Source organism: Streptococcus sp. SCPM-O-B-15304 (M98), from assembly GCF_058200215.1.
Window position 1 is genome coordinate 22193 of the sequence record NZ_JBYQGQ010000003.1, and the last position, 22895, is coordinate 45087.

At 39.5% G+C, this 22895-nt stretch carries 23 protein-coding genes and 1 tRNA gene; 6 read left to right on the top strand and 18 right to left on the bottom strand.

Translation table 11 applies throughout. The annotated features are described in order from the left end of the window. The first annotated feature begins 58 nt into the window (after nt 1-58). Together mscL and AC3E7H_RS02410 are read left to right on the top strand one after the other, a co-directional pair. On the top strand, nt 59-439 hold the full coding sequence (gene mscL / locus AC3E7H_RS02405; protein ID WP_490676041.1) for a large conductance mechanosensitive channel protein MscL: 381 nt from the start codon (nt 59-61) through the stop codon (nt 437-439). A 108-nt stretch (nt 440-547) separates the two neighbouring features. Continuing rightward, nucleotides 548-619 (top strand) — tRNA-Arg (locus AC3E7H_RS02410). A gap of 47 nt (nt 620-666) precedes the next feature. On the opposite strand, the gene AC3E7H_RS02415 is transcribed toward AC3E7H_RS02410, so the two are convergent. The 3 genes from AC3E7H_RS02415 to AC3E7H_RS02425 all read right to left on the bottom strand — a co-directional run bounded on the left by AC3E7H_RS02415 (nt 667) and on the right by AC3E7H_RS02425 (nt 4675). Beyond that, a complete protein-coding gene (locus AC3E7H_RS02415; RefSeq protein WP_490676042.1) occupies nt 667-1833 on the bottom strand; it encodes an MFS transporter in 1167 nt (388 codons plus the stop codon). Nucleotides 1834-1908: 75 nt separating this feature from the next. Further along, nucleotides 1909-2772 carry an XRE/MutR family transcriptional regulator gene (locus AC3E7H_RS02420; protein ID WP_490676043.1) on the bottom strand — a complete coding sequence of 288 codons (864 nt, stop codon included), beginning with the start codon at nt 2770-2772 and terminating at the stop codon, nt 1909-1911. 1 nt (nt 2773) lies between these two features. Continuing rightward, entirely contained in the window at nt 2774-4675 is a 1902-nt protein-coding gene (locus AC3E7H_RS02425; protein WP_490676044.1) for an ABC-F family ATP-binding cassette domain-containing protein, read from the bottom strand. A gap of 152 nt (nt 4676-4827) precedes the next feature. Here AC3E7H_RS02425 and AC3E7H_RS02430 point away from each other — a divergent pair, with 152 nt between their 5' ends. Together AC3E7H_RS02430 and AC3E7H_RS02435 are read left to right on the top strand one after the other, a co-directional pair. After that, nucleotides 4828-6546, top strand: a complete 1719-nt coding sequence (locus AC3E7H_RS02430) for a phospho-sugar mutase (protein WP_490676045.1) — start codon at nt 4828-4830, stop codon at nt 6544-6546. Nucleotides 6547-6804: 258 nt separating this feature from the next. Next, the gene (locus AC3E7H_RS02435) at nt 6805-7152 is read left to right on the top strand and encodes a DUF6568 family protein (RefSeq protein WP_000434664.1); all 348 of its coding nucleotides are present in this window, start codon (nt 6805-6807) and stop codon (nt 7150-7152) included. 36 nt (nt 7153-7188) lie between these two features. Here the strand turns inward: AC3E7H_RS02435 and AC3E7H_RS02440 are convergent, their stop codons facing one another. The 4 genes from AC3E7H_RS02440 to mutY form a co-directional block, all read right to left on the bottom strand. After that, complete coding sequence (locus AC3E7H_RS02440) at nt 7189-7998, bottom strand: MBL fold metallo-hydrolase (protein ID WP_001279898.1); 810 nt, start codon at nt 7996-7998, stop codon at nt 7189-7191. A gap of 1 nt (nt 7999) precedes the next feature. Then, nucleotides 8000-9349: a cell wall metabolism sensor histidine kinase VicK gene (vicK, locus tag AC3E7H_RS02445; protein WP_000573602.1), complete on the bottom strand. Its 1350-nt coding sequence runs from the start codon at nt 9347-9349 to the stop codon at nt 8000-8002. After that, nucleotides 9342-10046, bottom strand: coding sequence for a response regulator YycF (yycF, locus tag AC3E7H_RS02450; RefSeq protein WP_000722070.1), 705 nt, complete (start codon nt 10044-10046; stop codon nt 9342-9344). The genes vicK and yycF overlap by 8 nt, the downstream gene beginning before the upstream one ends. A 64-nt stretch (nt 10047-10110) precedes the next feature. Next, a complete protein-coding gene (gene mutY / locus AC3E7H_RS02455) occupies nt 10111-11274 on the bottom strand; it encodes an A/G-specific adenine glycosylase (RefSeq protein WP_490676046.1) in 1164 nt (387 codons plus the stop codon). 177 nt (nt 11275-11451) lie between these two features. Between mutY and AC3E7H_RS02460 the strand changes: the two genes are divergently transcribed. Then, nucleotides 11452-13791 (top strand): Xaa-Pro dipeptidyl-peptidase, encoded by a 2340-nt coding sequence (locus AC3E7H_RS02460; protein ID WP_490676047.1) that lies wholly within the window; start codon nt 11452-11454, stop codon nt 13789-13791. Then, nucleotides 13742-14212, top strand: a complete 471-nt coding sequence (locus tag AC3E7H_RS02465; RefSeq protein ID WP_001030117.1) for an arginine repressor — start codon at nt 13742-13744, stop codon at nt 14210-14212. The genes AC3E7H_RS02460 and AC3E7H_RS02465 overlap by 50 nt, the downstream gene beginning before the upstream one ends. 35 nt (nt 14213-14247) lie before the next feature. Here the strand turns inward: AC3E7H_RS02465 and AC3E7H_RS02470 are convergent, their stop codons facing one another. From AC3E7H_RS02470 to AC3E7H_RS02520, 11 genes are all read right to left on the bottom strand, one after another. After that, a complete protein-coding gene (locus AC3E7H_RS02470; RefSeq protein WP_000502583.1) occupies nt 14248-14412 on the bottom strand; it encodes a hypothetical protein in 165 nt (54 codons plus the stop codon). A 9-nt stretch (nt 14413-14421) separates the two neighbouring features. After that, a complete protein-coding gene (gene obgE, locus AC3E7H_RS02475) occupies nt 14422-15732 on the bottom strand; it encodes a GTPase ObgE (protein WP_007556074.1) in 1311 nt (436 codons plus the stop codon). Between the two features lie 75 nt (nt 15733-15807). Further along, entirely contained in the window at nt 15808-15942 is a 135-nt protein-coding gene (locus AC3E7H_RS02480) for a DUF4044 domain-containing protein (RefSeq protein WP_000863850.1), read from the bottom strand. 19 nt (nt 15943-15961) lie between these two features. Beyond that, a complete protein-coding gene (locus tag AC3E7H_RS02485) occupies nt 15962-16153 on the bottom strand; it encodes a PspC domain-containing protein (RefSeq protein ID WP_000726417.1) in 192 nt (63 codons plus the stop codon). A 23-nt stretch (nt 16154-16176) separates the two neighbouring features. Next, nucleotides 16177-17493 (bottom strand): glycosyltransferase family 4 protein, encoded by a 1317-nt coding sequence (locus tag AC3E7H_RS02490; protein ID WP_075228348.1) that lies wholly within the window; start codon nt 17491-17493, stop codon nt 16177-16179. 8 nt (nt 17494-17501) lie between these two features. After that, nucleotides 17502-18545 carry a glycosyltransferase family 4 protein gene (locus tag AC3E7H_RS02495; RefSeq protein WP_490676048.1) on the bottom strand — a complete coding sequence of 348 codons (1044 nt, stop codon included), beginning with the start codon at nt 18543-18545 and terminating at the stop codon, nt 17502-17504. A 108-nt stretch (nt 18546-18653) separates the two neighbouring features. Beyond that, nucleotides 18654-18983 (bottom strand): metal-sulfur cluster assembly factor, encoded by a 330-nt coding sequence (locus tag AC3E7H_RS02500; protein ID WP_490676049.1) that lies wholly within the window; start codon nt 18981-18983, stop codon nt 18654-18656. A 17-nt stretch (nt 18984-19000) separates the two neighbouring features. After that, nucleotides 19001-20110 carry an RNA polymerase sigma factor RpoD gene (gene rpoD, locus AC3E7H_RS02505; protein ID WP_000201894.1) on the bottom strand — a complete coding sequence of 370 codons (1110 nt, stop codon included), beginning with the start codon at nt 20108-20110 and terminating at the stop codon, nt 19001-19003. A gap of 2 nt (nt 20111-20112) precedes the next feature. After that, nucleotides 20113-21873: a DNA primase gene (gene dnaG / locus AC3E7H_RS02510; protein ID WP_490676050.1), complete on the bottom strand. Its 1761-nt coding sequence runs from the start codon at nt 21871-21873 to the stop codon at nt 20113-20115. A gap of 103 nt (nt 21874-21976) precedes the next feature. Next, nucleotides 21977-22360: a hypothetical protein gene (locus tag AC3E7H_RS02515; RefSeq protein ID WP_490676051.1), complete on the bottom strand. Its 384-nt coding sequence runs from the start codon at nt 22358-22360 to the stop codon at nt 21977-21979. A 69-nt stretch (nt 22361-22429) separates the two neighbouring features. Beyond that, complete coding sequence (locus AC3E7H_RS02520; protein WP_490676052.1) at nt 22430-22855, bottom strand: hypothetical protein; 426 nt, start codon at nt 22853-22855, stop codon at nt 22430-22432. Between the last annotated feature and the right edge of the window lie 40 nt (nt 22856-22895).

Consider the following 22895-nt stretch of genomic DNA (forward strand, 5'->3'; position numbering starts at 1 on the left):
ATTCAACAGATGATTAAGTTATAATTTGGGTTGTAAAAATTTCGAAAGGAAAAAGAAAATGTTAAAGGATCTTAAAGAATTTTTGCTCCGCGGTAATGTTGTAGACCTTGCTGTCGGTGTAATCATCGCTACTGCTTTTGGTGCTATCGTAACTTCATTTGTTAATGATATCATCACTCCACTTCTATTGAACCCTGCCTTGAAAGCTGCGAAAATCGAACGTATTGCTGAACTTTCATGGAATGGGGTTGCTTACGGTAACTTCTTGAGCGCTGTTATCAACTTCCTTGTAGTTGGTACAGTTCTATTCTTTGTGATTAAAGCAATGGAAAAAGCTCAAAATCTTCGTAAAAAAGAAGAAGTCGCTGAAGAGGCACCTGCTGGTCCAACTGAATTGGAAGTTCTTCAAGAAATCAAAGCACTTCTTGAGAAAAAATAATCATCTAGAGGATTCGGTTCAATACTGAATCCTTTTTTACTACTCTTTTTGTTGAGTCTAGAAAAAACTTGAGTTCAGCTCTCTTTTTTGATATAATAATTAAAGTTTCCACCCTTAGTGTAATGGATATCACGTAAGATTCCGGTTCTTGAGATGGGGGTTCGATTCCCTCAGGGTGGATTGATGAAAACAAAAAAAGCAACGGCGCTGTTGCTTTTTTTTCTGTGTTACCCTTGTCTTTGAATATAGAACATTGATACTAAAGAAAGAAAAATAACTCCAAGTCCAATAATTAAAAAGGAAACTAAATGGACGCTTGGTAGAAAGGTCATTAACCCTTTCGCAATTGGCATAAAGAGAATTGCCAGTGTAAAAATGGTACTCAATACTCTCCCCAGATAGTCTCCGTCAACCTTGGTTTGTACCTGAGTGAAAAAGTGAATATTAAAAATTGTCATAAATAATTCACAAACTAGGTTCCCAGAGAAAGTTAGAAAATTGGGCAGTGGCAATCCCATCATGAAAACTCCTACTCCTGTGAGGATTATTAAGAACAAAAGTGTATTCATACTCGATTTAAATTTATTTGCAATCAATGCTCCGATGATTGAGCCAATTGCACCCATGGTTAAGATAGTTGCATAGGCTCCGTCTACACCATAAAGTTTATTTGAAAAAGGGAGCAAAAACTCAAAAGCTGAAAAAAAGAAATTAACACTGGAAGCCACTAACAAGAGAAAGAAAATTTCTTTTTGATGCCAGATATAGTGCAAGCCATCTTTGATGTCCGCAAAAATATCTTTCCCTGTAAAACTCTTCTTCTTTTGAACCTTTGGTTCTTCTTTTGGAAGTAAAGCAACTAGGGCAAAAGCAATGAAAAAAGTCAGAGCATCTAGTAAGAGCGTCATATGAAGACTTGCAAATTGTAAAACAAGGAAAGAAAGCACAGGAGAACTAACACCAACAACCTGCAAAACTAACTCTAAGCGTGAATTGTAAGTCACTATCTCGTCTTTTTCTACAACTTCTGTGATAATAGCTTTATTGGCAGGCCGAGAAAAAGCAAAGGCAATGGCCTGGACAATATTAGCAAAGATCAAAGCTCCAATCATCCAGCTATCATTTCTGATAAAAGAAATGACCAAACAGAGAATCCCACAAACCAAGTCTGTTGTCATCAAAATCTTGCGACGGGAAAAACGGTCTGAAATCACACCTCCAAAGGGATTAGCCAATATAGCTGTCACCAACTCCGAAATTTGATAGATCCCTAATACCGTCTTTCCTATATTTCCCATTGATGCCAGCCAAACACTATTCCCATAATCATAAAGCATATTTCCTAGTTTGTTAATAGCTCCACGACTAATCAACTGTACTGCGTATCGATTCATAAAAACTCCTCTCAAATTTTGAAACTATTGTATCAAAACTAGAAGGAGTTTCTCATTTTTCCCTTATTTGGGAAATTAATCTTTTACAAATTTATCGTAATGTTCCTGATAGTAAGCTACTTGCTCCGGAAGACCTAGCACATCAAAAATATGCATTGCTTCCTGCATTTGTTTACAACCTTCTTCTTTTTGCCCCTTCTGATAAAGAGCAAATCCTTTAAGAAAGTGGAAAACATTACGCTCATAGAGTTTGATGCTCTTACCTATGATCTTTTCTATATAAGCTTCAAAATAGTTAGCATTTTCAAAAGCAAGATGTTCTAAACAATGCTGGTAACAGTTAAGAGCCAAAATCAAGACCAGTTTTCGATGGCGTCCAATTTCTTTGTAGAAATCCTCCCTCTCCATCACTTCTCTACCAAGTCGAGCAACATAGTCCACATCATAAAAGCTATAGAGATTGCCAAAGAGGATCAACTCATACATGGTCCATTCATCTGTTTGGAAAAGATAATCTGCCACCTTATCCAGATCACCTTGCTTCATACTGAAGCTAGCATCTCTTTGACAAATCAGACCTTGTAATAAAATCCAGTTCAGCTCAAAATAGAGGGGATTTGTTGAACTCTTAGCCTTTTCAAGTTGTTCTTCTTGAAGCTTTTGAAAACCTGCAATATCATTTGAGTAGTATAGCGGAATAATCTGAGCCATCAAGCTGACATGCTCATGATGTTGAAAATTTCTAGTCTTATCCATAAAATTCTCAATCGTCACGTGAATATTATCTAATATTTCAAAGAAACGAGATGCAGCCAGATCCGACTCCCCCAATTCAAAGCGGGATAATTGGGAGGTCGAACAGGCCTCTCCTGCAGCTTCTTTTAGAGAGTAATTTTTACTGATTCGAAATTCACGAAAGACTTTTCCAAGATTTTCCATCTTACACCTGCTCCGATAATTCTTCCCACTCAAGCATAGCTTCTTCCTGACGGTGGCTGATTTTATCCAGCTCTGCCTGCAATTCCATGAGTTTATCTGCATCATTGGTGGTATGCATTTGTTCAGAGATAGCTTGGGCTTGCGTTTCCAGTTCTTCGATTTCTGCCTCTAGGTTTTCGATTTGTCTCATCAACTTACGAAGTTCTTTTTGACTCTCTTTTTGGGCTTGATAGTCATTAACTGGAGAAGCTTCTTTTTCTTGGCTATAAGCCGCCGCTTCTTCCTCTTGACTAGTTGCCAGCTCTGTTTTTTTCTCAACATAATAGTCATAATCTCCCAAATAGAGGGTAGAACCATTTTCGGACAATTCCAGAACATGTGTAGCTACACGGTTGATGAAATAACGGTCGTGACTGACAAAAAGAAGAGTTCCATCAAAGTCAATCAGTGCATTTTCCAGAACTTCCTTGCTATCGATGTCCAAGTGGTTGGTCGGTTCATCGAGAATCAAGAAGTTGTTGTTTTCCATGGAAAGTTTAGCTAGAAGCAATCGAGCTTTCTCTCCACCTGATAGCATCCCAACAGATTTCTTAACATCGTCACCAGAAAAAAGGAAGGCACCTAGGCGATTACGGATTTCAAGTTCAGGTGTCAATTTAAAATCATTCCAGAGTTCGTCTAAGACTGTATTGCTCGGTGTCAGTTTGCTCTGAGTCTGGTCATAGTAACCAACCTCAACATTAGCACCAAAGCGCTTTTCACCCTTGATAAAGGGAATTTGGTCCACAATAGACTTGATAAAGGTTGTCTTTCCAATCCCATTCGGACCAACAATGGCAATAGCGTTCATCCTACGAAGGTCGAGGTTGATAGGCTCTGATAAGATTTCACCATCATAGCCAATAGCAGCATTTTCAACTGTCAAAACGACATTACCAGATACCCTATCAGAATGGAAGGTCATATTAGCTGACTTTTTACCAGCTTCAGGCTTGTCCAAACGCTCCATTTTCTCCAGTTGCTTGCGTCGAGATTGAGCACGTTTGGTTGTTGATGCTCGAACAAGATTTCGGTTAACAAAGTCTTCTAAGGCAGCAATTTCCTTCTGCTGCTTTTCGTAGTTTTTAGCTTCAGTTACGAGCTTCTGCTCCTTCTGCTCCATAAAACTTGAGTAGTTTCCTACATATCTGTCCAAAGAATGTTTGGTTAAGTCGAGTGTTATGGTCGCAACCTTATCGAGGAAATAACGGTCGTGGCTGACGATAATTAAAGCACCACTGTAGTTGACCAAATAGTTTTCTAACCAGGCAATCGTTTCAATATCTAGATGGTTAGTCGGCTCGTCCAAGATCAAGAGATTAGGCTTTTCAAGGAGCATTTTGGCAAGGGCTAAACGAGTATTTTGACCACCGGAAAGCTCAGCGATTCGCATCTGCCACATGGACTCGTCAAACTTGAATCCATTTAAGATAGAGCGAATATCGGCTTCATAGGTAAATCCTCCAGCCTGACGGAAATTTTCTGATAGGCGATCGTAGTCAGACATAAGTTTGTCTAATTCTGCACCAGTCTTTTCACCCATGTCCAACTCCATCTGTCGAAGTTGTCTTTCAGTCCGACGCAAATCATCAAATACATGTAGCATTTCATCGTAAATTGTATTTTCAGACTCAAAGCGACTATCCTGTGCTAGATAAGAGAGGGAAATATCTTTTTTCTTATTGATTTCACCAGTGGTTGGCTCCTCTTCTCCAACCAATATCTTGAGCAAAGTAGACTTTCCAGCACCATTTTTCCCAACGAGAGCAATGCGATCTCTTTCATCTACTTGTAGGTTTATATTATCAAAAAGAACCTCTCCAGCAAAAGAACGTTCAATTTTATTAGCTTGTAAAATAATCATACAGTTAGTATAGCATGTTTCGGTAAGCCGTTCAAGACTTGTGGTTTGGGTATATTTCATAACTATTTCAGAAACTCATGCTAACGTTTTACTAAAACTACAAATCGTGGTATAATGTAAGCGATTAGATTATATATTAAAGGAGATTTCCTATGTCTTACCAAGAAAACTACCAAAAATGGGTTGATTTCGCAGAACTTCCAGACTACTTTCGTCATGATTTGGAAAACATGGACGAGAAAACTAAAGAAGACGCATTCTATACCAATCTTGAGTTTGGTACTGCAGGTATGCGTGGATTGATTGGTGCTGGTACTAACCGCATTAACATCTACGTTGTCCGTCAAGCAACTGAAGGTTTGGCTCGTTTGATTGAGTCAAAAGGTGGAAACGAAAAAGAACGTGGTGTAGCCATCGCTTATGATAGCCGTCACTTCTCTCCAGAATTTGCCTTTGAATCTGCAGCAGTTCTTGCTAAACACGGTATTAAATCTTATGTTTTTGAAAGTCTCCGTCCAACACCAGAGCTTTCATTTGCTGTTCGTCACCTCAACTGCTTCGCAGGTATCATGATTACTGCTAGCCACAATCCTGCTCCATTTAATGGTTACAAGGTTTACGGAGAAGATGGTGGTCAAATGCCTCCACACGATGCGGATGCTTTGACAACTTATATCCGTGCTATCGAAAATCCATTTGCTATTGAAGTTGCTGATGTAGAAGCTGAAAAAGCATCTGGTTTGATTGAAGTTATTGGCGAAGCAGTCGATACCGAATATCTCAAAGAAGTCAAAGATGTGAACATCAACCCAGATTTGATTGAAGAGTTTGGTAAGGACATGAAGATTGTCTACACTCCTCTTCACGGTACTGGTGAAATGTTGGCGCGTCGTGCTCTTGCACAAGCAGGATTCGACTCAGTTCAAGTTGTTGAAGCTCAAGCTACTCCAGACCCAGACTTCTCAACTGTTAAATCTCCAAACCCAGAAAGCCAAGCAGCCTTTGCCCTTGCAGAAGAACTTGGTCGCCAAGTAGGGGCTGATGTGCTTGTCGCAACTGACCCTGACGCTGACCGTGTCGGTGTTGAAGTCCTTCAAAAAGACGGAAGCTACCTTAACCTTTCAGGGAACCAAATCGGTGCCATCATGGCTAAGTACATTTTGGAAGCTCACAAAAATGCTGGTACACTTCCTGAAAATGCAGCCCTTTGCAAATCTATCGTATCAACTGACTTGGTAACTAAGATTGCTGAAAGCTACGGCGCAACTATGTTCAACGTCTTGACTGGTTTCAAATTTATCGCTGAAAAAATCCAAGAATTCGAAGAAAAACACAACCACACTTACATGATGGGATTTGAAGAAAGCTTTGGTTACTTGATTAAACCATTCGTGCGTGATAAAGATGCTATCCAAGCTGTTCTTGTCGTTGCTGAACTTGCTGCCTACTACCGCTCTCGTGGTTTGACTCTTGCAGATGGTATCGAAGAAATCTACAAAGAGTACGGCTACTATGCTGAAAAAACAATCTCTGTTACTCTTTCTGGTGTTGACGGTGCTGAGCAAATCAAAGCAATTATGGCTAAATTCCGTGAAAATGGTCCAAAAGAATTTAACGCAACAGCAGTTTCAACCACTGAAGACTTCAAAGCACAAACATCTACTGCAGCTGATGGCACTGTAACAACCTTGACAACTCCTCCAAGTGATGTATTGAAATACACTCTTGCAGATGGTTCATGGATTGCAGTTCGTCCTTCAGGTACAGAACCAAAAATCAAGTTCTACATTGCAGTTGTTGGTGAAAGCAACGAAGATTCACAAGCTAAGATTGCTAACATCGAAGCTGAAATCAATGCCTTTGTAAAATAAAGCAACTATATAAAGGTCGGGAAAAATCCTGACCTTTATTCTTGATGATGAAGTAAAAGCTGACTGTAATTTATGTCTTCTTTTAGCTCTTTTGAGCAAAACTTCAGTTTCTATATTTTTAAAGACACAGGAATATAGGACTAGAAAATCAGACTTAGTTTACTGATTTCTGCACCACCATCTATTCGCGTATCAAAACTGAGCAATTTTAGAAACTTTATGGCATACTAGACATATCAATGAAAGCGAGGTAATCTCATGGAACAATTTTTAGAAAACATCAAAGATCTTGAAGTTACAACTGTAGCGCGTGCTCAAGAAGCACTTGACAATCAAGAAACAGCAACTTTCTTTATCGGACGCAAAACTTGTCCTTATTGCCGTAAATTTGCTGGTACATTGGCTGGTGTGGTGGCTGAATCCAAAGCGCACATCTACTTCATCAATAGCGAAGAGCCAAGTCAACTTGAAGCTTTACAAGACTTCCGCTCACGCTATGAAATCCCTACTGTACCAGGATTCGTCCATGTTGCAAATGGACAAATCAATGTCCGTTGCGACTCTTCAATGTCAGCTCAAGAAATCAAAGAATTTGCTGGCTTGTAAAATAGTCTATAAAAAAGAAGGCTTGTGCCTTCTTTTTTATATATCCGTCAATGGTGTTGCAGTGTCTGGTGAAGTATCGTAAACTTGAAAGTCTACTCCAACTCCAAGATCTGCTTGAGCTAACTGATTAACCATGGTCATGTGGGCCAGCTCTTTGATATTATTTTCCTTGGACAAATGGCCTAGGTAAATCTTCTTGGTACGATTACCTAGTGTGCGAATCATAGCATCTGCTCCATCTTCATTTGAGAGGTGACCAAGGTCAGACAAGATACGCTGTTTAAGTCGCCAAGCATAAGATCCAGCTCGCAGGATTTCAACATCATGATTTGACTCGATCAGGTAGCCATCTGCGTTCTCCACAATGCCAGCCATTCGGTCACTAACATAGCCCGTATCCGTCAGCATGACAAAGCTCTTATCATCCTTCATAAAACGATAAAACTGTGGCGCGACTGCATCATGACTCACACCGAAACTCTCGATATCGATGTCACCAAAGGTTTTGGTTTTTCCCATCTCGAAAATATGCTTTTGAGATGAGTCAACCTTACCGAGATACTTACTATTTTCCATAGCCTGCCAAGTTTTCTCATTGGCATAAAGATCCATGCCGTACTTACGAGCCAGAACGCCCACACCGTGGATATGGTCTGAATGTTCATGCGTAATCAAGATAGCGTCTAAATCCTCTGGTTTACGATTGATTTCACTCAAAAGGCTTGTAATTTTTTTGCCAGATAGGCCCGCATCTACTAAAATTTTCTTTTTTGGTGTTTCCAAGTAAAATGAATTTCCACTGGAACCCGATGCTAAAATACTGTATTTAAAACCGATATCACTCATTCTAGTCTTCTAGTTCATCCTCCCAAATCTCTTCTTTCACGGCATCCTTATCGTATGGCAGTACGATAGTAAAGGTTGAACCCTTACCGTATTCACTCTTAGCCCAGATAAATCCATTATGTTGTTTGACGATTTCTTTAGCAATAGCAAGTCCTAGACCAGTACCACCTTGAGCACGACTTCTTGCCTTGTCAACACGATAAAAACGGTCAAAAATCTTTGGTAGATCTTCTTTAGGAATCCCAAGCCCTTGGTCCGAAATTGATAAAATCATCTGATCATCTGTAGTCTTCATGCTTACAGTGATTTTTCCACCATCTGGTGAATACTTGATAGCATTATTCAGGATATTGTCAATCACCTGGGTCATCTTATCCGTATCAATCTCAATCCAAACAGAGTTAATCGGATAATCTCTCACCAACTCGTACTTCTTCTCCTCATCCTGACTTTTCATTTTATCAAAACGATTGAGAATAAAGGTGATAAAGGCAGTAAAGTTAATCAACTCAACATCCAAGTGACTGGTCTCATTGTCGATCCGTGAGAGGTGCAAGAGGTCCGTCACCATCCGCATCATACGATTGGTTTCATCCAGAGAAACCTTGATAAAATCTGGAGCAACTGGTTCTGTTAGGGCTCCTTCGTCCAAGGCCTCAAGATAGGATTTTACACTGGTCAAGGGTGTACGCAACTCATGACTAACGTTAGAAACGAAAAGCCTTCTCTCACGTTCTTCCTTCTCTTGTTCAGTCGTATCATGTAGAACTGCTACTAAACCAGAGATAAAGCCAGACTCTCTACGAATCAAGGCAAAACGCACGCGCAAGCTGATATACTCGCCATTCACATTTTGGGAATAAATCATCAATTCAGGACTTTGGGTAATGAGATCTCTCAGCTCATACTCTTCTTCAATCTTGAGCAACTCTAAGATATTTTGATTAAGAGCATCATCCTTTTCAACTCCAAGTTGTTTCTTGGCCATGTCATTAATCATGATAATTTGACCACGACGATTGGTCGCAAGTACTCCGTCTGTCATGTAGGACAAGATACTATGCAACCTTTTACTCTCTTGTTCCAGATTTTCTTGAGTCAAACGGATTACTTCTGACAAATCATTAAGATTGTTAGTGATATTGGTAATCTCTGAACTTCCCTGCATATCCAAAACCTGAGAATAATCACCAGCAATCAAATCCTTAACCTTCTGGTTTAGCTGTCTAAGGCGAATATTATCACGACGGCTCTCAAGTAAGAGAAAAGTCACCAGCAAAATAAAGCCAATTAGGATGAGGATATAGATAAAGTCACTCGTCAAAATTGTTTGTCTAATTACTTCAATCATTATTTCTCATATAATATCCTACTCCACGACGAGTTAGGATGTATTCAGGTCTACTTGGTGTGTCTTCGATCTTCTCGCGCAAACGTCTAATTGTTACATCAACTGTACGGACATCTCCAAAATAGTCATATCCCCAAACAGTTTCAAGAAGATGTTCTCGGGTAATAACTTGACCAAGATGAGAAGCTAAATGATGTAAGAGTTCGAATTCACGGTGGGTTAGGTCTAACTCTTCACCATATTTCTTAGCCACGTAGGCATCGGGTAAAATCTCCAAATCGCCAATCTGCAGACTTTGTAATTTCGTTTCAGGTTCTTGGTTATCAACTGAAACAATATCTGTACGACGGAGAAGAGCTTTAACACGGGCCTGTAGTTCACGATTTGAAAATGGCTTGGTTACATAGTCATCCGCTCCAAGTTCAAGCCCAATAACCTTATCAAACTCGCTGTCCTTTGCTGAAAGCATGATAATAGGAACACTACTTGTCTTACGAATAGTTTTTGCAACTTCAAGTCCATCAATCTCTGGAAGCATCAAATCCAAGATAATAATATCTGGTTGCTCAGCTTCAAATTGTTCAAGAGCTTCACGACCATTAAAAGCAGTTACAACTTCATAACCTTCCTTGGTCATATTAAATTTTATAATATCTGAGATGGGTTTTTCATCATCTACAATTAGTATTTTTTTCATTTAGTCACCTTTTTCCTTATCTCATTATACCAAAAAAATGTAAAGAAGACACGAAAGACCGATACTAGCAGCTTCTTTTCAAGTAGGCTTGCCAAATCTTTTGCTGAGGTTTAGCTAGGGGATAATTGATAAATTCTTCCGGACTTAACCAAAGGACTTCTCTATCTGCATATTCCTGTGTTTCAGTAACTCGGCCTGCAATTATCTGGATATGCCATTTACGATGGCTAAAAATGTGCTTGACCTCTTCAAATCGTAGATCTTGCCAATCAACTTCAAGATCATAGTCCTGTTCAAAACTCTCCTGTGGAGATGGTCCAAGCTGTAAAATTGATTCCGCTACTTGACTAAAAAGATCCAAATCTTGATTTTGGTCTGAGAAGTCATCAACTTCAATCAAGGGAAAATGCCAAAATCCAGCCAAGAGTTTTTCACTCTCATTCTTTTCTAATAAAAACTGACCCTGACTATTTTGTACTACAAGAGCCTTTAGATAAATAGGGATTGGCTTTTTCTTTGGAGCCTTGATAGGATAGCGATCCATGGTCCCATGTTGGTAAGCAGCACTGAACTCCTTAACAGGACTCTCCTCCGGTCTTGGATTAACAGGAGCCTCAATATCTGAACCTAAATCCATCAAAGCCTGATTGAAATCACCTGGACGATCAGGGTCTATCAGAACTTCCATCATCGCTTGAAATATTTTTCGATTGCTAGGATTTCCAATATCATGATTGACTTCAAATAAACGTGCCAAAACACGCATGACATTGCCATCTACTGCAGGCTGCGGAAGGTTAAAGGCAATACTAGAAATTGCACCAGCTGTATATGGACCAATCCCTTTTAAGCTTGAAATACCTTCATAAGTAGACGGGAACTTGCCTTCAAATTCATTCATAATCTGTTGAGCAGCTGTTTGCATATTACGAACACGAGAATAATAGCCAAGTCCTTCCCAGGCTTTTAATAAGCGTTCCTCAGGTGCATTTGCTAAACTCTCTACAGTCGAAAACCAGTCTAAAAAACGTTCATAATAGGGAATGACGGTATCAACTCGAGTCTGCTGCAACATAATTTCAGATACCCAGATATGGTAAGGATTCTTACTCCGTCTCCAAGGTAAATCCCGCTTATTTTCGTCATACCAGGCTAATAGTTTTTGACGGAAAGAGAGAATCTTGTCCTCTTCCCACATGGTCACACCATATTTCTCCAAATCTAACATATTTCTAGTATAGCATAACCTTTTAGGATACTCAAAAAATCAAGATAGGGCTTGTTAAAACACTCTCTTAAACTCTATTAGAAAATTAGCAATTTAGCCTTTACAAACCAGCTGCTTCTATCATTTTCCCTACTTTTTTGATATAATAAATTTAATGATTCTTCAAAGGAGGCATCTATGCGTTTTAATCAATTCAGTTACTATCCTGTAAGCCAGAAAGAAGCTTTACAGGAATTATCCAGCCTTGGATTCAAGCTTGACCAATCAAATTCTGATAAAGAACTGTTTGAAGCTTTTGTTAGAACTTGTTTTTTCAATTACAAAAATACAGATTATCCCCTCTCAACTTTAGCGGTTGATAAAGAAACTGATCTGCTCACTTTCTTCAATTCTGATCGTGAATTAACTGCAGAAATTTTCTATACTGTTGCCTTTCAGTTGCTTGGTTTCAGTTACTTGACAGACTTTGAAGATGGTCTTGCTTTTCATAAAGAAACAGCATTCCCAATTGTATACGGAGATTTGATTGACAATCTCTATCAACTCCTTAACACGCGCACTAAAAAGGGAAATACCTTGATCGATCAATTGGTTAGCGATGGTCTTATCCCTGAGAACAATGATTACCACTACTTCAATGGCAAGAGCTTGGCAACCTTTTCTGCAAACAATGCTATTCGGGAAGTTGTTTATGTGGAAAGTCGTATTGATTCTGATAATGATGGACTGCCAGATCTTATCAAGGTAAACATTATTCGTCCATCTTACCACGGCAAAATTCCAGCTGTTATGACGGCAAGTCCTTACCATCAAGGAACCAATGATAAAGCAAGCGATAAAGCTCTTTACAAAATGGAAGCTGAGCTAGAAGTCAAGGAACCGCATGAAATTTCTCTAGAAAAACCAACATTAGACTTGGTTGAACCTGTTGGAGAAGCTGAATTCGTTCCAGAAGCTGAAGAAAAACTCACTCATATCAATAGCAGCTACACACTTAATGACTACTTCCTTCCAAGAGGATTTGCAAATATCTACGTATCTGGTCTTGGAACCAAGGATTCTCAAGGTCAAATGACCAACGGAGATTACCGACAAGTTGAAGCCTATAAAAATGTCATTGATTGGCTCAATGGTCGTTGTCGTGCCTTCACAGACCACAGTCGTAAACGTCAGGTCAAGGCTGACTGGTCAAATGGAAAAGTTGCCACTACTGGTCTTTCTTATCTAGGAACAATGTCTAATGGTCTTGCCACTACAGGAGTTGATGGTTTAGAAGTCATTATTGCTGAAGCAGGTATTTCTTCTTGGTACAACTATTATCGAGAAAATGGTCTGGTAACAAGCCCTGGTGGCTATCCAGGAGAGGACTTCGATTCATTAGATGAATTAACTTATTCTCGTAATCTCTTAGCAGGTGACTTTATTCGTGGAAACGAAGCTCATAAAGAATCTATAGAAGAACTCAAGAAAAATCTAGACCGTAAAACGGGTGATTATAACCAATTTTGGCATGACAGAAACTACCTACTCAATGCTGAAAAAGTTAAGGCTGAAGTTGTCTTTACCCACGGTTCGCAAGACTGGAATGTAAAACCACTTCATGTCTATCAAATGTTCAATGCTCTTCCAAGCAATATTAAGAAACATCTCTTTTATCATAACGGTGCCCATGTTTATATGAACAACTGGCAGTCTATTGATTTCCGTGAATCCATGAATGCTCTTTTGACGCAGAAATTATTGGGTCAAAACACTGACTACCAACTTCCAAGAGTCGTTTGGCAAGACAATACAGCTCCTCAAACATGGATGACTCTTGAAGATTTTGGAAATCAAACTGACCAAAAAACTTTCACATTAGGTACCGAAGAAGCTGTCATTGAAAACCACTATCAAGACTCAGACTTTGAACGTTTTGGAAAGACCTACCAAACCTTTAACAATGAACTCTATCAAGGGAAAGTCAATCAGGTAACTATTGACCTGCCAGTGACAGAAGACCTTCATCTTAATGGGCGTGTTAAACTAAACCTCCGTCTCAAATCAAGTACAAATAAAGGCTTACTATCTGCACAACTTCTCGAACTTGGTCAAAAGAAATACCTACAACCGTATCCAGGAGTCTTGTCTGCTCGTACTATTGATAATGGTCGTTACCACATGCTGGAAAATCTTTGCGAGCTACCATTTAGCCCAAATGCACAGCGCGTTATCACCAAAGGCCATCTCAATCTTCAAAATCGTCATGATTTATTGAAAATTGAGGAAGTTAAACCGGATGAATGGATGGAATTTCAATTTGAACTCCAACCAACTATTTACAAACTAAAAGAAGGCGATACAGTACGTCTCGTTCTTTATACTACAGACTTTGAGATTACTGTACGTGACAATACAGACTATCACTTGACTGTCGACCTTGCACAGTCCAATCTTGAGATACCTTTTCAAAGGGAGGTAACTGTAGATGAACAAAGCCGAGCAAAGACACCAGCTCATCCGAGCCCTAATCACTAAACAAAAAATTCATACCCAAACTGAATTACAAGAACTACTGATTGAAAACGGAGTACAGGTCACACAAGCAACACTTTCAAGAGACATTAACCTGATGAATCTTTCTAAGATTCGTGAAGGTGAACACTCCTATTATTCAATCAACACTGGCTCTACATCCAAGTGGGAAAAACGGCTAGAAGTCTATATGGAGGAAGCCCTCTACATGATGCAACCCGTCCAACACCAAGTTGTTATCAAAACCTATCCAGGTTTGGCACAATCCTTCGGATCTATCTTGGACGCCCTAAATTTTCCTGAAATAGTCGCTACTATCTGTGGAAATGATGTCTGTTTGGTTATCTGCGAGGATAAGGAGCAAGCTCAATCTTGCTTTGAACGCCTCAAACAATTTGCACCACCTCTATTTTTTGATCGGTAACAAAAACCCGTGATGACTTTCATCACGGGTTTATTTTATGATTTGCTATTTTCAGCTTGCTTTTTAGTTCTTGCTAGTCTCAAAGCTCTATTTGGATTGAGGCGATTAAACAGTTCTTCTAACTTCTTCTCATTCCAGACATCTGCTGCAGAAACAAAATTTCCATCAGCATCACGGAAAGATATCGGTTTATCTCCCATAGCTATCTCCTAGTCCACAAATTCAAACTCAAACTTACCGATACGAACCAAATCTCCATCCTTGGCGCCACGGGCACGGAGAGCTTCATCAACTCCCATGCCACGCAACTGACGAGCAAACTTCATAACAGACTCATCACGGTCAAAGTTAGTCATGTTAAAGAGTTTGATGAGTTTTTCACCTGAAAGTACCCAAGTTGCATCATCATCACGACTAATTTCAAATGGTTTTTCTTCTTCATCAAAGCCATAATAAACTTCTTCTTCCATTTCTGACTCGTCATAAAGAAGGAATTCTGGAGTCTTATCAAGAAGATCTGCTGTTGCATCTAGTAAAGGTGCTAAACCTTGTTTGGTCAAACCTGATATTGGGAAGATTGCTGGTAATTCCTCGAACTCATCAAAGTTAGTTGCCAATTTTTTCTTGAATTCTTCGAGATTTTCTTGACTCTCTGGCATATCCATCTTATTAGCGACAATGATTTGGGGACGCTCCATCAGACGAAGGTTATAAGATTCCAACTCCTTGTTAATAGCTAGATAATCTTCGTAAGGATCGCGACCTTCACTGGCTGACATATCGATGATGTGAAGGATAACGCGAGTACGCTCAATATGGCGAAGGAACTGAGTTCCCAAGCCCACGCCTTGACTAGCACCTTCAATCAATCCAGGTAGGTCTGCCACTGCAAAGGACTCCCCTGATTGGGTACGGACCATACCAAGATTAGGAACGATTGTTGTAAAGTGGTAGGCACCAATTTTAGGTTTTGCAGAGGTAATTACACTGAGCAGAGTTGATTTTCCAACTGAAGGGAATCCAACCAAACCAACATCAGCAAGAATCTTAAGTTCTAACTGTAATTCACGTTCTTGACCAGGTTCTCCATTTTCTGAGATTTCTGGCGCAGGATTTTTAGGTGTTGCAAAACGGATATTTCCGCGACCACCACGACCACCGTGAGCAACAATAAACTCTTGGCCGTGCTCAATCAAGTCAGTGATAACTTTTCCAGTTTCTGCATCACGTACAGTTGTACCTTGAGGCACTCGAACAATCAAGTCCTCTGCTCCTCTACCATGCATTCCTTTGGTCATCCCTTTTTCACCCGATTGGGCTTTGAAATGACGATTGTAACGGAAGTCCATCAGGGTACGTAAACCTTCATCTACAACAAAGACAACGTTACCACCACGGCCTCCATCACCTCCCCATGGACCGCCATTAGGGACGTATTTTTCACGGCGAAAGGCAACCATCCCATCGCCACCATTTCCAGCCTTGACCTTGATCTTGGCTGTATCTAAAAACATACTCATATTCTTTTCTCACTCTAAAAAGGGCTGGGAAATCCCAGTCACCAACTATTACAACTTGCTAGAAAATCTAGCATTTTAAAATCTGCTAAATACACCTATGGCTGTAGCAAAGATACCTGCTAGGGTTACAAATAACATAATCAAAACGACAAACATTGTTAGTTTTTCAAAGAAAGTTTTTTTACGTTTCCCATTATCACCAAATGCCATTTTTTCTCCTTTACTATTCTTAAAATTCATCTGATACAGGAGCGATTGCCCACAAAATCAAGTAAGCAATAAGTCCAGCACCATAACAGAAAGCTAGAACTCCCCAAATCACACGTACAATTGTAGGATCAATATCAAAATAATTAGCTAAACCAGCGCATACACCACCGATTTTTTGATCTCTACCACTTCTCATAAATTTCTTTTTCATTTTTTTTCCTTTCTTTGATTCGATTAATCGTTCAAATATTTTCTTAAATGACTCAACTGTTTTCTAGAAGCTTTCAACATACGTCTTGAACCCTTGACTGGCATAGACACTGCTTGTTGTGGTATATAGAATACTGTCTTTAAAATGCGTTTCGTAACAGGTTCATCTGCAGTCAATTCTTTTTCAAAATTATTTGAAATAATAACATCTAGATAGAATTCATGCACTCTCTTAGCAAAATTCTCAGCCGAAATTTCATACAATTTTTCAGCCAAAAGTTTCTCATCCATCTTTGGAGTTGCAATTAAAGCTTCTAAAATAGCCCCTGCTAGATCTCTCTCTTCATAATAAAGCGTTCCAAACATTTTATGATTGATGAGGTTATCAAGATAGGGATTTCCATGAGCTATTACCGGAGTCTTACTTGCAAGACTTTCAAGATAGGTCAAGCCTTGAGTTTCACTAGTTGAAGCTGAGATAAAGAAGTCAGCCGCCTTATAATAGAGCGCTGTCTCACTCGGGGCAACCATACCAGTAAAGATAACAGAATCTTGAATCTTTAAATCTGATGCTTGCTCCTTGAGATTTTCCAGATAAGGACCATCTCCAGCTACGACTAATTTAACATTTTGCTCTTCTTTTAGAACATCTGGAAATGCTGCCAGAACGGCTTGAATGTTCTTCTCGTAAGAAACACGCGAAAGGCTAAGAAGCATCTTTTCATCTTCCTTAATACCTAGTTTAACCCGTAAGTCTGCGATATGTTCTGGTCCAATCTCTGGTCGTTCAAACTTGGCTAGCTCAATCCCTGTAGGAATAACACGCTTTTCAACTTTGACCTTATAATCTGATAGAAGGTCGCGCACAATTTCACTCGGACAAATCACACCATCAACATCATGAAGGAAGCCCCTCACAAGATACTTGACCATACCTGGACGAATCAACATCCCTTTAGCGATATAGTGAACATAATCCTCGTACTGGGTATGATAGGTATGTATAACAGGGATTTTCAACTCACGCGCTATCCAAATCCCTAATAAACCAAGAGAAAATTCGGTCTGCGTATGAATAATATCCAGCTTGTATTGCTTTGCTATCTCAAGAGCTTTCGTAAATCCACGATAGGCGAAACGACGATCCTTAAAGGCAAAGAAAGGAACACTAGGGATACGGATAATCTGCCAGTCTTCATAACGATTAACATCCTTGTCTGTTGTTGTAAAGATAAAGACGGCATGGCCTTGCTTTTCAAGTTCTGTTTTTAAGGTTCGAATACTGGTCGCAACACCCGAGACCTGCGGGAAATAAGTATCTGTAAATAAACCAATTCGCATATACTACCTCATTTTTTTCCTAAAGCTGCTTGCTCCCGATAGAATTTTAGCCAGATTTCAAGAAGATGCTCTTCTGAATATTCTCTTGAAATAGCCTTAGCCTTTTCTTTTAATTCTTTTAGTTCTTCTGGATGCTCGCGATATTCCAAGATAGCCTCTCTCATCTCTTCAACATCACTTGTTGGTCTGTAATTTCCTTCAAGAATGACCTTGTAAAGATCTAGATCACGAAGCATAATGGGTGCTTCACAACTCGCAGCTTCTAGAATAGTCATTGGAAAGAGCTCGTTATAACTTGGAAGCAAGAAAAGATCAGCCAAGGCATAGAGTTCTCTCATCCGTTCTGGATCTACAATCCCTGGGAAAATTAGATTTTCAGGAGGATTATCCATAATTTTTTTATAGCGCTCATAACCATCGGTTATTCCCCCAAAAGAGAATCCACCAGCCCAAATAAAAGTGATATCAGGTAATTCCTCAGCTAGAGTGATAAAGTCATCTATTCCTTTACGCTTCTGAACCTGACCTGCACCAACGACTACAAACTGATTCTCATCAATCCCCATATCTTTACGAAGTTGTTCAATTTGCTCTATAGGAAGTGGATGCCATTTTTCTTTGTTGACAAAGTTAGGAATATAGGTCACTTTTTCACGTGGAATTCCAGCAGCAACCAAATCCTCAATGAAGGTAGGATTGACCACTACCAGATGCTCCATACGGTCATAAAAAGAAAACACATAGCGTTTGACAATCCCCTTTAAGAAGAATGGAATCTTCAAACTACCTTCCAAGGTATCCGGTAAGAAGTGAACATAGCCAATCTTACGTCCAGAACGTTTTTTCTGAAAGGTCGAGAGATAATAAGGAAAATCAATCGTATGAAAATGAGTAACATCCGCTTCGATTGGAAGATTTTCTGTTACGATCAGTTGGTCTTTCGCATCTCGTTTTAAAAGCTGTACCAGTTCACGGTATGCACCAGACACACCTTGGCCCGCCACTTTTTCACTTGAACTTAGCATGTTGATGCGTAATTTCTCTTTTTCCATAGTAACCATTATACCATTTTCTTCAAATAAAATCAGCAAATAAAAAGAGAGATAGCATAAAAGCTGGGAATTCCTGGCGTCTACACTATTTCTCTTTTCATAATATACTTACTTGATACCTAAAGCGATACGAGCATAACGGCTCATTTTTTCAACCGTCCAAGCTGGATACCAAACTAATTTCACTTCAACGTTAGTAACCTCTGGAACGTCCGTCATAGCATCATAGATTTGGTCGGTTAAAAGATCTGCCAAGGGACAACCCATGGTTGTTAAGGTCATATCAATTTCAGTCTCACCTGTATCGCCATCAAAACGAATCTCGTAGATCAGACCAAGATTGACGATATCAATTCCCAATTCTGGGTCAATAACTTCTTCTAATGCTGACAAAATACGTGTTTTGATATTTTCAATCTGTTCTTCTGTGTAAGCCATCTTCACTCTCCCTTAACTTAATCTTCAATGAAATCACGAAGTGGTTTGCTTCGACTTGGCTGGCGAAGTTTTCTCAAAGCTTTGGCTTCAATCTGACGGATACGTTCACGTGTTACGTTAAAGACTTTACCAACATCTTCAAGAGTACGCATTTTCCCATCATCGAGACCAAAACGAAGACGCAAGACATTCTCTTCACGGTCTGTCAGAGTGTCCAAGACTTCATCCAACTGCTCACGCAAAACGATACGAGTTGTATAGTCCACTGGATTTTCAATCACTTCATCCTCGATAAAATCACCAAGGTGGCTATCGTCCTCTTCACCGATAGGTGTTTCTAGAGAAACTGGCTCTTGGGCAATCTTGAGAATTTCACGGACCTTGTCTGGTGTCATATCCATGCGTTCGGCGATTTGTTCAGGAGTTGGATCTTGTCCCAACTCTTGAAGAAGATTACGTTGTTCACGAACAAGCTTGTTAATGGTTTCCACCATGTGTACTGGGATACGTATAGTACGAGCTTGGTCAGCAATGGCACGAGTAATGGCCTGACGAATCCACCAAGTCGCATAAGTTGAGAATTTGAACCCTTTAGAGTAGTCAAATTTATCAACGGCCTTCATCAAGCCCATGTTTCCTTCTTGGATCAAGTCAAGGAACTGCATTCCACGTCCAACATAACGTTTAGCAATAGATACTACCAATCGAAGGTTTGCTTCTGCAAGGCGTTGTTTAGCTTCGATATCACCCGCTTCAACAGCAAGAGCCAATTCTTTTTCCTCTTCATTTGTAAGCAGAGGAACAACCCCGATTTCTTTCAAATACATACGAACAGGGTCATTGACCTTAGCTGAGGTTGAACCGATCAAATCTTCATCAGTCAACTCTGGTTCTTCCTCAGTGCTCAAAACACGCGCACTTGGATTTCCTTCGTTGTCCGTAATTGAGATACCAGCATCTTGAATACGTTGCAAAAGATTCTCAATACCTTCCACATCTAAAGTGAAGGGAATTACGAGGGCGTTATTGATTTCATCATCAGTTGCTGTACCAGTTTTTTTATGATTGCGAATAAATTCCGCTACTTGGACGTCAAAGGTTGTTACTTCTTTTTGTTTTGTTGCCATTCTTACTCCATTCTTCTTTTTTGGGCAATTAAGCGTTCTAGCTCTTCTAATGCGGTGTCTGTATCACCGACATGGCTAGCTTCCTGAACTTTCTTTTTAATTTGCAGATTTTCCTGATTCAAGAGAGCTCTTTTTCGAGACTCTTCCACTTCAGCTAACTCGTGAGGGGACATCTCAGGTGGCAAATCTAAGGCTAGGACTTGATACCAAGCACTCTCCACTTCTCTGGTCTGATGAGCCAAATCCTCAGATGAGATACTTCCATTATCAATCAAGAGTCCATACAAGGTCTGAAACTCTGGAGTTTCAAAGATAAAATCCTCTCTTAAGCGGTAGTCATTGAGCACCAAGGGATGTTCAATCATTCTGTAGAGAATATGGGCTTCCGCTCTCATCACTGCTGTCAGCTGCTTGGTAACAGACATAGTGACAGGACTCGGACTATAGGTCTCCTTGACCTTCTCCTTTCTCTGTCTGACACGACTTTCATTGACAATATGTTCTACTTGCTGATAGTCAAAAGATGGCAAGTGATCCGTCAAAATGTGAATGTAGGAATTCTGAGCTGTGATAGAGGGTTCCTTGGCGATTAAGGGAGCAATTTTCTCTATAAATTCAATCTGAGCTTGTAGATTTTCACTGTTTTCCGGTCTGAAATGATGGATGTAAAACTCAACAGGACTAATGCGTGTATTGGTTAAGAGATAAGCCAAGTCTTGAGGAGAGCTTTTCTGCAAATATTCATCCGGATCCATCGCGTCAGGAATCTGGACTACTTGGACAGGTATATCTTTAAGCTCGTCCAAGGCTTTAGCCGTCGCAGCTTGCCCAGCTTTATCTCCGTCATAGGTGACGATCACTTTTTTGGTAAAGCGTTTCAGATGCTCCACATGTTCACTCGTCAGTGCGGTACCCATAGAAGCAACTGCATTTTCAATACCAGCACGATAAGCCGCAATGACATCCATAAACCCTTCCATCAGGTAGATTTCAGGAGCCTTGCCCGATCCTTTTTTTACCCTCTCCAAATGATATAATTCGTAACTCTTGTTAAAAATTGCCGTCGCTCGACTATTTTTATACTTTCCAGTTTGAGAATCAGTCTCTTGCCATACACGACCAGAAAAGGCAATCACCTTTCCTTGATCATTTGAAAGAGGAAACATAATGCGATTATGAAAGGTATCAAAGAATTGGTTACTCTCAGATAGATAAAACAAACCTGAATCCAGCAAGTCCTTCTCACTATAATCATCTGCTAAACGTTGATAGAGATAAGAGCGTTCTGCTGGAGCCAAACCAATCATAAAATGCTTTAGAACATCATCTGTTAAGCCACGTTTATAGAGGTAGTTTCTCGCCTCTTCGCCCATCTTAGTCGTCATGAGGATGGCATGATAAAAACGAGCGGCTTTTTCATGCATATCGTAAAGATTTTGATGGGGTGACTTAGGCTGTACAGAACTATGAACAGGCGCTGCCATCTGAATCCCAAGTCTCTCAGCTAATATCCCCACTGCATCCGCAAAGGTTACCTGCTGATACTCCTCGATAAACTTAAAAACATCTCCAGAGCGACCACATCCAAAGCAGTGGTAAAACTGCTTATCTTCGACCACGTTAAAGGAAGGGGTCTTTTCACCATGAAAAGGACAGAGCCCTAAAAAGTTCCGTCCAGATTTTTGTAAAGAAATCACTTCTCCTATGATTTCGACAATATTGGTATTGTTTTTGATCTCTTCGATGAGTCTCTTGTCAACCATAGACAATACCTCCATTTTATCACAGTTTACTCTAACTAGTATAGCTTATTTCTGAAAAAAAGTAAACCATTTCATACACTTTACATGAGACTATTTCATAAAACTAGCTAGTCACTTTCTCCACTTTTACATCATTTTCAGATACAATATCCACTAAAAAATGCGTCGACATTAATTTGTAGTGATGGAGCTTTTTATTAGCTATATTTGCAGAAGCGACCAAATCACCAAATTCTGCATTCTCGACTTCATAGATATAGTTGGTCAGATAAAGTGGTCTGTTCTTTGCTAATCCTTGCTCCCAGTAACTATCTATTAATTCTAAACTTTCGTAGACTGAACGGAAAGCCCAAACTTTTGTAAAGGTAAATTTAAATTTTTCTGAATCTTCCAAGTAGGCAATTAGAGTATCCCCGTCTATATTTATCTCGATACCATAGTCGCCAAAAGGGATGAAGTCCGGTTTAATTTTCGTCCATTTTTCCATCTCATTTCTCCAAGTTCTATTTTCTGATAATTGTATTACAGCGGTGTACATGTTTGATTAGCAAATTTTCTAGTATTGACTGATATTTAATTTCAAATTTGCAGAAACAAGAATCTCCACTACACTATCTTGAGTTATGATGATATAATGCCGTGAATTCAAAGTTCCTGCACTACCATAGGCTGTATATCCGAGTTTATTCACTAATTGACTATTCTTGACTTCGTAAATGATATTTTGGAAATTATTTTTTTTAAATTTTTTAAACATCTCCTTATCCAGAATTGCAGATAAATACAATTCCCTGCTAAAGACTCGTGCTTCATCATAGCAAAAACATGATAATTTAAAACGGTTCTGCTCTCCAATCAGCCTAATTTCTTGACCATCTGACAAGTTTGTCAACAAGACTTTTAACTTATAGTTATCTACAGGAATCAAACCTTTAAAGACTTCTACCCATTCTTCATTTTTAGTTTCTAGCTCTGATGTCATATATACCTCCATTATTCCATTTTACGTTTTAAACCTCTAA

What these genes read in the sequence shown, in the direction of transcription:
- mscL (WP_490676041.1), top strand. Translation starts at nt 59, where the DNA reads ATGTTAAAGGATCTTAAAGAATTTTTGCTCCGCGGTAATGTTGTAGAC.
- AC3E7H_RS02515 (WP_490676051.1), bottom strand. Translation starts at nt 22,360, where the DNA reads ATGGAAAAATGGACGAAAATTAAACCGGACTTCATCCCTTTTGGCGAC.
- yycF (WP_000722070.1), bottom strand. Translation starts at nt 10,046, where the DNA reads ATGAAAAAAATACTAATTGTAGATGATGAAAAACCCATCTCAGATATT.
- obgE (WP_007556074.1), bottom strand. Translation starts at nt 15,732, where the DNA reads ATGAGTATGTTTTTAGATACAGCCAAGATCAAGGTCAAGGCTGGAAAT.
- rpoD (WP_000201894.1), bottom strand. Translation starts at nt 20,110, where the DNA reads ATGGCAACAAAACAAAAAGAAGTAACAACCTTTGACGTCCAAGTAGCG.
- AC3E7H_RS02495 (WP_490676048.1), bottom strand. Translation starts at nt 18,545, where the DNA reads ATGGAAAAAGAGAAATTACGCATCAACATGCTAAGTTCAAGTGAAAAA.
- mutY (WP_490676046.1), bottom strand. Translation starts at nt 11,274, where the DNA reads ATGTTAGATTTGGAGAAATATGGTGTGACCATGTGGGAAGAGGACAAG.
- AC3E7H_RS02460 (WP_490676047.1), top strand. Translation starts at nt 11,452, where the DNA reads ATGCGTTTTAATCAATTCAGTTACTATCCTGTAAGCCAGAAAGAAGCT.
- AC3E7H_RS02485 (WP_000726417.1), bottom strand. Translation starts at nt 16,153, where the DNA reads ATGAAAAAGAAATTTATGAGAAGTGGTAGAGATCAAAAAATCGGTGGT.
- AC3E7H_RS02425 (WP_490676044.1), bottom strand. Translation starts at nt 4,675, where the DNA reads ATGATTATTTTACAAGCTAATAAAATTGAACGTTCTTTTGCTGGAGAG.
- AC3E7H_RS02490 (WP_075228348.1), bottom strand. Translation starts at nt 17,493, where the DNA reads ATGCGAATTGGTTTATTTACAGATACTTATTTCCCGCAGGTCTCGGGT.
- AC3E7H_RS02415 (WP_490676042.1), bottom strand. Translation starts at nt 1,833, where the DNA reads ATGAATCGATACGCAGTACAGTTGATTAGTCGTGGAGCTATTAACAAA.
- AC3E7H_RS02520 (WP_490676052.1), bottom strand. Translation starts at nt 22,855, where the DNA reads ATGACATCAGAGCTAGAAACTAAAAATGAAGAATGGGTAGAAGTCTTT.
- AC3E7H_RS02430 (WP_490676045.1), top strand. Translation starts at nt 4,828, where the DNA reads ATGTCTTACCAAGAAAACTACCAAAAATGGGTTGATTTCGCAGAACTT.
- AC3E7H_RS02435 (WP_000434664.1), top strand. Translation starts at nt 6,805, where the DNA reads ATGGAACAATTTTTAGAAAACATCAAAGATCTTGAAGTTACAACTGTA.
- dnaG (WP_490676050.1), bottom strand. Translation starts at nt 21,873, where the DNA reads ATGGTTGACAAGAGACTCATCGAAGAGATCAAAAACAATACCAATATT.
- vicK (WP_000573602.1), bottom strand. Translation starts at nt 9,349, where the DNA reads ATGATTGAAGTAATTAGACAAACAATTTTGACGAGTGACTTTATCTAT.
- AC3E7H_RS02470 (WP_000502583.1), bottom strand. Translation starts at nt 14,412, where the DNA reads ATGGGAGATAAACCGATATCTTTCCGTGATGCTGATGGAAATTTTGTT.
- AC3E7H_RS02420 (WP_490676043.1), bottom strand. Translation starts at nt 2,772, where the DNA reads ATGGAAAATCTTGGAAAAGTCTTTCGTGAATTTCGAATCAGTAAAAAT.
- AC3E7H_RS02440 (WP_001279898.1), bottom strand. Translation starts at nt 7,998, where the DNA reads ATGAGTGATATCGGTTTTAAATACAGTATTTTAGCATCGGGTTCCAGT.
- AC3E7H_RS02480 (WP_000863850.1), bottom strand. Translation starts at nt 15,942, where the DNA reads ATGGCATTTGGTGATAATGGGAAACGTAAAAAAACTTTCTTTGAAAAA.
- AC3E7H_RS02465 (WP_001030117.1), top strand. Translation starts at nt 13,742, where the DNA reads ATGAACAAAGCCGAGCAAAGACACCAGCTCATCCGAGCCCTAATCACT.
- AC3E7H_RS02500 (WP_490676049.1), bottom strand. Translation starts at nt 18,983, where the DNA reads ATGGCTTACACAGAAGAACAGATTGAAAATATCAAAACACGTATTTTG.